Annotated in this window: 8 protein-coding genes; 5 read left to right on the top strand and 3 right to left on the bottom strand. The window is 65.2% G+C overall.

Going from position 1 to position 7364, the window contains the following annotated elements:
• A partial coding sequence (locus BLV07_RS45425) for a porin (protein WP_176946199.1) occupies positions 1-618 on the top strand: 618 nt, incomplete at its 5' end.
• A 431-nt stretch (positions 619-1049) separates the two neighbouring features.
• Here the strand turns inward: BLV07_RS45425 and BLV07_RS45420 are convergent.
• Positions 1050-3494 (bottom strand): lytic transglycosylase domain-containing protein, encoded by a 2445-nt coding sequence (locus BLV07_RS45420; RefSeq protein WP_176946198.1) that lies wholly within the window; start codon positions 3492-3494, stop codon positions 1050-1052.
• A 279-nt stretch (positions 3495-3773) separates the two neighbouring features.
• Here BLV07_RS45420 and dapA point away from each other — a divergent pair, with 279 nt between their 5' ends.
• Genes dapA through BLV07_RS45400 form a run of 4 tightly spaced genes read left to right on the top strand, consistent with a single transcriptional unit; the run spans position 3774 to position 6249 of the window.
• Positions 3774-4664: a 4-hydroxy-tetrahydrodipicolinate synthase gene (gene dapA / locus BLV07_RS45415; RefSeq protein WP_091899098.1), complete on the top strand. Its 891-nt coding sequence runs from the start codon at positions 3774-3776 to the stop codon at positions 4662-4664.
• 52 nt (positions 4665-4716) lie between these two features.
• The gene (gene mscL / locus BLV07_RS45410) at positions 4717-5130 is read left to right on the top strand and encodes a large conductance mechanosensitive channel protein MscL (protein ID WP_091899100.1); all 414 of its coding nucleotides are present in this window, start codon (positions 4717-4719) and stop codon (positions 5128-5130) included.
• A gap of 59 nt (positions 5131-5189) precedes the next feature.
• Complete coding sequence (gene smpB / locus BLV07_RS45405; protein WP_024341117.1) at positions 5190-5663, top strand: SsrA-binding protein SmpB; 474 nt, start codon at positions 5190-5192, stop codon at positions 5661-5663.
• A gap of 4 nt (positions 5664-5667) precedes the next feature.
• Entirely contained in the window at positions 5668-6249 is a 582-nt protein-coding gene (locus BLV07_RS45400; RefSeq protein ID WP_091899097.1) for a peroxiredoxin, read from the top strand.
• Between the two features lies 1 nt (position 6250).
• Here BLV07_RS45400 and BLV07_RS45395 read toward each other — a convergent pair whose 3' ends face one another.
• Both BLV07_RS45395 and BLV07_RS45390 read right to left on the bottom strand, forming a co-directional pair.
• Entirely contained in the window at positions 6251-6925 is a 675-nt protein-coding gene (locus BLV07_RS45395) for a uracil-DNA glycosylase (protein WP_091899096.1), read from the bottom strand.
• On the bottom strand, positions 6906-7364 hold a 459-nt coding region (locus tag BLV07_RS45390), incomplete at its 5' end, for a LabA-like NYN domain-containing protein (protein WP_091899095.1). The genes BLV07_RS45390 and BLV07_RS45395, both read right to left, overlap by 20 nt.

Genomic DNA, 7364 nt, shown 5'->3' with positions numbered 1-7364 from the left:
TGGGCGGTTCAGCTCGCTCTGTCGATCAAGAACATCCCGACCGGTGCGGGTGACACGATCAACATCCAGGGCGTCTACACCGACGGCGCGACCCGCTACAACTTCCAGAACCTGGCGGGCAGCTCCTACCAGATGTACGGCAGCTCGGGCATCGCCTATCAGAGCGTCGGCTTCGCCAATGCTCCTGACACCGTGTTCATCACGGGCAGCTCGCAGGAGACGGTCAAGACCTGGGGCTTCCGTGGTGCTTACACCCACAACTGGGATCCCTACTGGAACACCGCGCTCTACGGTGCTTACGCTCAGGCCCAGTTCGGCACGCTCGCCAAGACCACGCTCTGCGGCGCGACTGGCACCGGTGGCGTGTTCGGCGGCCTCGTGGGTGTGACGGGTTGTAACCCTGACTTCGCGATCGGTCAGATCGGTATCATCACCCGCTGGACCCCGGTCAAGAACCTGACGTTCTCGGCTGACCTGAACTGGACCCATCTGGATCAGAAGTATTCCGGCACTGCCATCCTCAGCCCGGCCGCTAACACGGCCAAGCCGACCGCAGTGTATGAGCTGAAGGATCAGGACAGCATCACCCTGCTGCTCCGCGCTCAGCGCAACTGGTAAGTTTGGTCTAACGACCTGACAGAGAGCCCCGGCGGGAAACCGCCGGGGCTTTTCTTTTTGCCGGCTTGTTCTCGCCTCGGGTCATGACGGCCAGAGTTGGCGTCGCGCGTTCCGTTGATCGATCGTTCGCCGAGACCTGATTGAAGCCGCGGCGAGAGAGGGATCACCGCGCGGCCCGCATGCCCGTCCGTGGCGAGGCATGGGCAGGCTGTCGCTGACCGGTCCGTCTTGCAAAGCGACCCGCCGATCCGGCCTTGCCGACAATGGTGAGCTCGTCGATGCGGCAAGCGACCTTGCAGACCTCGATCGAGGCGCGTCTTGGGAAGGGCGCCCGAAGGTCGCGTGACTGCGCAGTCCGTCCGTCGGAGACTTAAGGCCTGAGGGCATCGCTTGCCACCGATGCTCCCGGCAGCGATCGGGCGAGGGTGTTGCTATTCCACGCTGCCGGTGCCGCGGCGCAAATCGGCTTCGATCTGCAGCCGCGTGCCGCCGCCGAAGCGGGCGCGGTAGACCTGAAGGTTCTCCATGATCCGCTGCACGTAGTTGCGCGTCTCGGAGAACGGAATCAGCTCGACCCAATCGACCGCGTCGACCTTGGGGTCGCGCGGATCGCCGTAGCGCTCGACCCACTTCCTCACGCTGCCGCGGCCGGCATTGTAGGCGGCAAACGTCATGATGTAGGAGCCGCGATAATCCTCGAGCAGTCCGCCGAGCTCGGCCGAGCCGAGCGTGGCGTTGTAGACCGAATCGTTCTTCAGCCGGGACAGGTCGTAGGTCGCGCCGTGGCGTTTGCAGACGTAGCGCGCGGCGTCCGGCGTCACCTGCATCAGCCCATAGGCCTGCGCCGGCGAGACCACCGACGGATTGAATGCGCTCTCCTGCCGTGCGATCGCATAGACGATGCTGCGCTCGACCTGGGGGCCGATCGGCGTGAACTGCGGAATGCCGTTGACAGGATAGGCGTAGAAGTCGAACGGCAGGCCGCGATTGAGCGCGGCCTTGCCCAGCAGCAGCATGCCGCGCGCGTCGCTGTAGCGCTGGGTGAGCTCGCCGAGGCCGGCAAGCGCTTCGGGATCGCCGTTCTCGCCCATATCGGCGAGCATGGGCACCGCGAGCTCGCGCTCGTCGAGCTCGTAGAGCAGTTGCGCCGCGCGCACGATCTCGAGCCGTTCGGCGCCGCGTCCGCGCGGCGGGTTGTTGAGCTCGATCTGGGGCAGGCCGAGCTTTGCGCGCGCGAGCTGGCCGTAATAGCTGGTCGACTGCTCGGCGGCGCGGGCATAGGCGTTGCGCGCTTCCTGCTGGCGGCCCATCGCTTCCGCAGCGCGGCCCTGCCAATAGCCGGCGCGCGCCAGCGTGGTCGGGTTGACGCTGCCGACGCCGATACGGGCAAAATGCTGGGCGGCGGTCGCGGGATCGTTGAGGAAGCGGAGCGCGATCCAGCCCGCGGTGAACTCCTGCTCGGTCTTGTAGATGTCGCGCGAGGGCAGGGCGGCATCGCGCGCGATCAGATAGGCGCTGCGGAATTCCTCGGTGTCGATCATCTTGCGCGCCAGGAGGCGCCGCTCGATCCACCATTCGTCGAGATTGTGGAGCCGGTTCGGATCCTTCGGCGCCGAGAGCATGAGCTGCGCCGCTTCGGCAAACTTCTCCTCGCGGCGCAGGAGCTGGATCTTGCTGAAGATGAAGCCGGGATCGCTGTGCAGCTCGCGCGGCACGGCATCGAGCAGCGCGCGCGCATTCGGCGCCTTCCTGACGGCAGCGATGCGGGCCTTGGCGAGCGCGACATAACTGGCGCCGAGGCGCTTGGCGGCGCGCAACGCGGCTTCGTTCTCGCTGCCGTAGAGCAGGGTGTCCATCCGCGCCTTCTGATCGCCCGCCGTCAGTAGGGCGCCGAACTGGTCGAGCGCGTTGTTCTCGGTGTCCTCCGACATCGGATCGCTGCGCCAGGCCTCGCGCACCAGCCGCTCGGCGTTGGCGCGGTCGCCGCGCGCCAGCATCGCCTTGGCAAGCGTGAAGCGGCCCTTGGCGGAGATCGGGGACTCATTCTCGAACCACGACCACGCAACTGAATCGTCGCGCCTGTCGTCCCACATCGCAGCCTCGAGCCGCCGCCGCAGGAAGGTCTGCGACGGCCAGCTCGGATTGGCGGACAGGAAGGCGCGGTAGCGCTCCACGGTCGCGCCATTGTCCTCGCTGCGCAGGATGATCCATTCCGCCAGCTTTCGCGCGACGGGATCCGAGATCGAAGCAGCATAATTGGTGGCGTCGCCCGCCTTGCGCTTGCGCGCGAGCTCGATGACGTTTTCCAGCGTGTCCTTGTCGGCCTGCGACGTCGACGATGTCGCGGCGACGGCGGCCGGTATGACCGGCTTGCGCGGCGCTGCATGCTGGCGGGTCGCAGGAGCGAGCACGGGAGCTGCGGACGGTCTGGCGGCGGCCGGGGCGGTGGGTCTGACGGTGGCCGTCGAAGCCGGGGCGGGTGCGGGCTTGGACGGTGCGCCGTTGGCGGTCGGTTTTGATGTTGCCGCGGGGGCCGCTGCCGCAGGCTTGGCCGCTGCCGCCGGCTTGGACGCTGCCGCCACGGGCTTGGTTGCTGCCGCAGGCTTGGGCTTGTCCTTGGTGGGTTCCTTGCCGGCGTTCTTCCCAGCGTCCTTGGCCGATTTGTTCGCGGCATCCTTGGCCGGGGCGCTGGCTGCACCCTTGCTGGCGCCCTTGTTGGTGCCCTTGGCCGTATCCTTTGAAGTTTCCTTGCCGGTTCCCTTGGACGAGTCCTTGGCGGCTGGCTTCGCGGAGTTCTTAGCCTCGTCCGCGGTCGTCTCGTTGGACTTGTCACTGGACTTGGCCAAGGCAGCACAACCGACGGACAACCCTGCCATCAGGCATACGACCAGACCGGTGGATCGCCATGCGGCACGAGGAAAGGAGGTCACGGCGTTTCGTCGCCCCGAATCAGTCAAGTGGCCCAAAATCTAGCTGTATTGATTGAATATGCGGACAAAATACCAACAGCCGCTTACCTCGGGCCGATTTGCACCATCACCGCGGCAAAATCGCGGCCTAAACGGTGCGTCACACGGCGGCGGGCCTTTTACCGGCGGGATAGACCCGATATGTATGGGGCTTGCTCAAGAGATCGCCGCGTACGGAGGAAGTCCATGGCAGCCAAGACGAAATTCCGGGGGTCGTTCACCGCCTTGGTCACGCCGTTCAAGAACGGCTCGCTGGACGAGGCGGCGTTCCGCTCGCTGGTCAATTGGCAGATCTCAGAAGGCACCAACGGCCTGGTGCCGGTCGGCACCACCGGCGAGAGCCCGACGCTCAGCCATGACGAACACAAGAAGGTCGTCGAATGGTGCATCGCTGAAGCCAAGGGCCGCGTGCCCGTCATCGCGGGTGCCGGCTCCAACTCGACCAAGGAGGCGATCGAGCTCTCCCAGCACGCCGAGAAGGCGGGCGCGGACGCCGTGCTGGTCGTCACGCCCTACTACAACAAGCCGACCCAGGAAGGGATGTATCAGCACTTCAAGGCGATCAACGATGCGATCGGAATCCCGATCATCATCTACAACATCCCGCCGCGCTCGGTGATCGACATGTCGGTCGACACCATGAAGCGGCTGTGGGAGCTGAAGAACATCGCCGGCGTCAAGGACGCTACCGCTAGCATGGTCCGCGTGTCGCAACAGCGCGCGGCGATGGGCGAGGATTTCAATCAGCTCTCCGGCGAGGACGCGACCATCCTCGGCTACATGGCCCATGGCGGCCACGGCTGCATCTCGGTGACCTCGAACGTCGCGCCGCGCCTGTGCGCGGAGTTCCACGTGGCCTGGCAGAAGGGCGATCACGCGACCGCCCTGAAGCTTCACGACAAGCTGATGCCGCTGCACAACAACCTCTTCATCGAGAGCAATCCGGCGCCGATCAAGTACGCGATGTCGCTGCTCGGCAAGCTGGACGAGACGCTGCGGCTGCCGATGGTGCCGGTCTCCGAGCCGACACGCGTCGCCGTGCGCAGCGCAATGGTGCACGCCGGCCTCATCAACTGACGCATTGGCGTTTGGGGAGCGTTTCATGAGCGTCGAGGAGAAGGGCATGCAGATGCTCAAGGAGTTCCGCGAATTCGCCATGAAGGGCAACGTCGTCGACCTCGCGGTCGCCGTCATCATCGGTGCGGCCTTCGGCGCCATCGTCAATTCGCTGGTCGGCGACGTGATCATGCCGATCATCGGCGCCGCTACCGGCGGGCTCGACTTCTCAAACTACTTCACCCCCTTGTCGAAGGCGGTCACCGCCACCAATTTGGTTGAAGCGAAAAAGCAAGGCGCCGTACTTGCTTGGGGCAACTTCCTCACGCTGACGATCAACTTCATCATCATCGCCTTCGTGCTGTTCCTGGCGATCCGGGTGATGAGCCGACTGAAGAAGGAGCAGGCCGCGCCTGCGGCGCCGCCGAAGCCGTCGGCCGAGGTCGAGCTGCTGACCGAGATCCGTGATCTCCTCAAGAAGTCTTGACGCGCGCGCTTTATCCGAACTGTTAGAATCCGTGCGCATCTTGATCAGGTTTGTCTGCGATGGCCGATAAGAACGAACGTCCGATCAAGGTCATGGCGGAGAATCGCAAGGCCCGCTTCAACTACGCCATCGAGGATACGATCGAGGCGGGCATTGCGCTGACCGGCACCGAGGTCAAGTCGATCCGCAACGGCAAGAGCACGATCGCGGAATCCTACGCCGACTCGAAGAACGGTGAGATCTGGCTGATCAACGCCACCATTCCCGAATATCTCCAGGGCAATCGCTTCAATCACGAGCCCAAACGGCCGCGAAAACTGCTGCTTCACCGCCGGCAGATCAACAAGCTGATGGGCGCGGTCGACCGCGAGGGCATGACGCTGATCCCGCTCAAGCTCTACTTCAACGAACGCGGTCGCGCCAAATTGCAGCTGGCGGTTGCCAAAGGCAAGAAGCTGCACGACAAGCGCGAATCCGAAAAGAAGCGCGACTGGAGCCGCGAGAAGGGCCGCCTGATGCGGGCGAGGGGATAGCGGGATGACCCAGAGGAACCTGCTCGAGGTCGATTGGAGCCGGATTCCCGCGCCTGCCGACGACGGTGGCGCCGCCCATCTGAAGGGCATGACGTTGCCGCCGATCGGCCTGCTCGCGACGGACGACAGGTCAGTCACGCTGTCGGCGCTGCGCGGCCGTACCGTCGTGTTCGCCTATCCCCGCACCGGCGAACCCGGCAAGATTGCGCTGGTCGACGATTGGGACATGATCCCGGGCGCGCGCGGCTGCACCCCGCAGACTTGCGCGTTCCGCGATCTGTTTGCCGAGCTGAAGACGGCTGGCGCCTCGCACGTGTTCGGTCTCTCGACCCAGAGCAACGACTACCAGATCGAGATGGCCTCGCGTCTGCATCTGCCGTTCCCAGTGCTCTCGGACGAGAAGCTGGCGCTGACGCGCGCCCTGAATTTGCCGACGATGGAGGTCGCTGGCCTGACGCTGATCAAGCGACTCGCGCTGATCATCGATGACGCCAGGATCACGCACGTGTTCTACCCGGTGTTTCCGCCCGACCGGAATGCCGGCGATGTGCTGGACTGGCTGAAGGCCAATCCCGCCAAGGGCTAACTTAGTCGAGATCGGCCTTCACCTTCGCGAACACGGACCGGAACATGTCGGGCGTCAGCACGCCGGTATTCGTGTTGTAGCGCGAGCAATGGTAGCTGTCGTAGAGCTTGAACGCGCCGGCCTGGTGCACGGCGCCATGGCCGAAGGGGGCTTGCGAGCCCTTCAGATTCAGCGGCTTGAGCACGCTGTCGTGCGCAATCCGCCCGAGCGCGACGATCGCGCGCAGGTTCGGCATGGTCGCGAGATTCGCCGCAAGGAACTGGCGGCAGGTGGTGATCTCGATCGGAAGCGGCTTGTTCTGCGGCGGCAGGCAATGCACGGCGTTGGCGATCCGGCAATCGATCAGCTTCAGGCCGTCATCGGGGCGCGCCTGATAGGTGCCCTTGGCAAATCCATATTCGACCAGCGTCGCGTAGAGGAGATCACCGGCATAGTCGCCGGTGAAAGGACGGCCGGTGCGGTTGGCTCCCTGCATCCCCGGCGCAAGGCCCACGATCAAGAGGCGCGCCTTGATGTCACCGAAGGGCGCAACCGGTGCATTGTGCCACGATGGCTCGCGCGCGCGGTTGGCGTCGCGAAAGGCGACCAGACGCGGACAGAGCGGGCAGTCACGGTCGGGAACGACGGTGGAAGGCTGGCGGCTTGACCGGGCCGCCTCACTCCTCGAAGTCGTCATCGCCCCTCGGCGCCATCGTGGTTGCGCGCTGGAGGAATTGCGGAGCGTGGTGGCGTCCCTCGCGCTCGCCGCGGTCGCGCGGGGCGGGGCGTTCGGACGGGTCGCGGCCGAGCTTGGATTGCAGCTCGACGAGGTCGGTGAAGACGTCGGCCTGGCGGCGCAGCTCGTCGGCGATCATCGGTGGTTGGCTGGCGATGGTGGAGACCACGGTGACCCGCACGCCGCGGCGCTGGACGGCCTCGACCAGGGAGCGGAAGTCGCCGTCACCCGAGAACAGCACCATCTGGTCGATATGCTCGGCGAGCTCCATGGCGTCGACGGCAAGCTCGATGTCCATGTTGCCCTTGACCTTGCGGCGGCCGGAGGCGTCGATGAATTCCTTGGTCGCCTTGGTGACGACGGTGTAGCCGTTGTAGTCCAGCCAGTCGATCAGCGGGCG

The organism is Bradyrhizobium sp. Rc2d (genome assembly GCF_900099855.1).
Taxonomy (GTDB): Bacteria; Pseudomonadota; Alphaproteobacteria; order Rhizobiales; family Xanthobacteraceae; genus Bradyrhizobium.
The sequence above is the reverse complement of the archived record's forward strand: the minus strand, read 5'-3'. Positions and strand labels throughout refer to the sequence as shown.

What these genes read in the sequence shown, in the direction of transcription:
- BLV07_RS45420 (WP_176946198.1), bottom strand. Translation starts at nt 3,494, where the DNA reads ATGGCAGGGTTGTCCGTCGGTTGTGCTGCCTTGGCCAAGTCCAGTGAC.
- dapA (WP_091899098.1), top strand. Translation starts at nt 3,774, where the DNA reads ATGGCAGCCAAGACGAAATTCCGGGGGTCGTTCACCGCCTTGGTCACG.
- mscL (WP_091899100.1), top strand. Translation starts at nt 4,717, where the DNA reads ATGCTCAAGGAGTTCCGCGAATTCGCCATGAAGGGCAACGTCGTCGAC.
- smpB (WP_024341117.1), top strand. Translation starts at nt 5,190, where the DNA reads ATGGCCGATAAGAACGAACGTCCGATCAAGGTCATGGCGGAGAATCGC.
- BLV07_RS45400 (WP_091899097.1), top strand. Translation starts at nt 5,668, where the DNA reads ATGACCCAGAGGAACCTGCTCGAGGTCGATTGGAGCCGGATTCCCGCG.
- BLV07_RS45395 (WP_091899096.1), bottom strand. Translation starts at nt 6,925, where the DNA reads ATGACGACTTCGAGGAGTGAGGCGGCCCGGTCAAGCCGCCAGCCTTCC.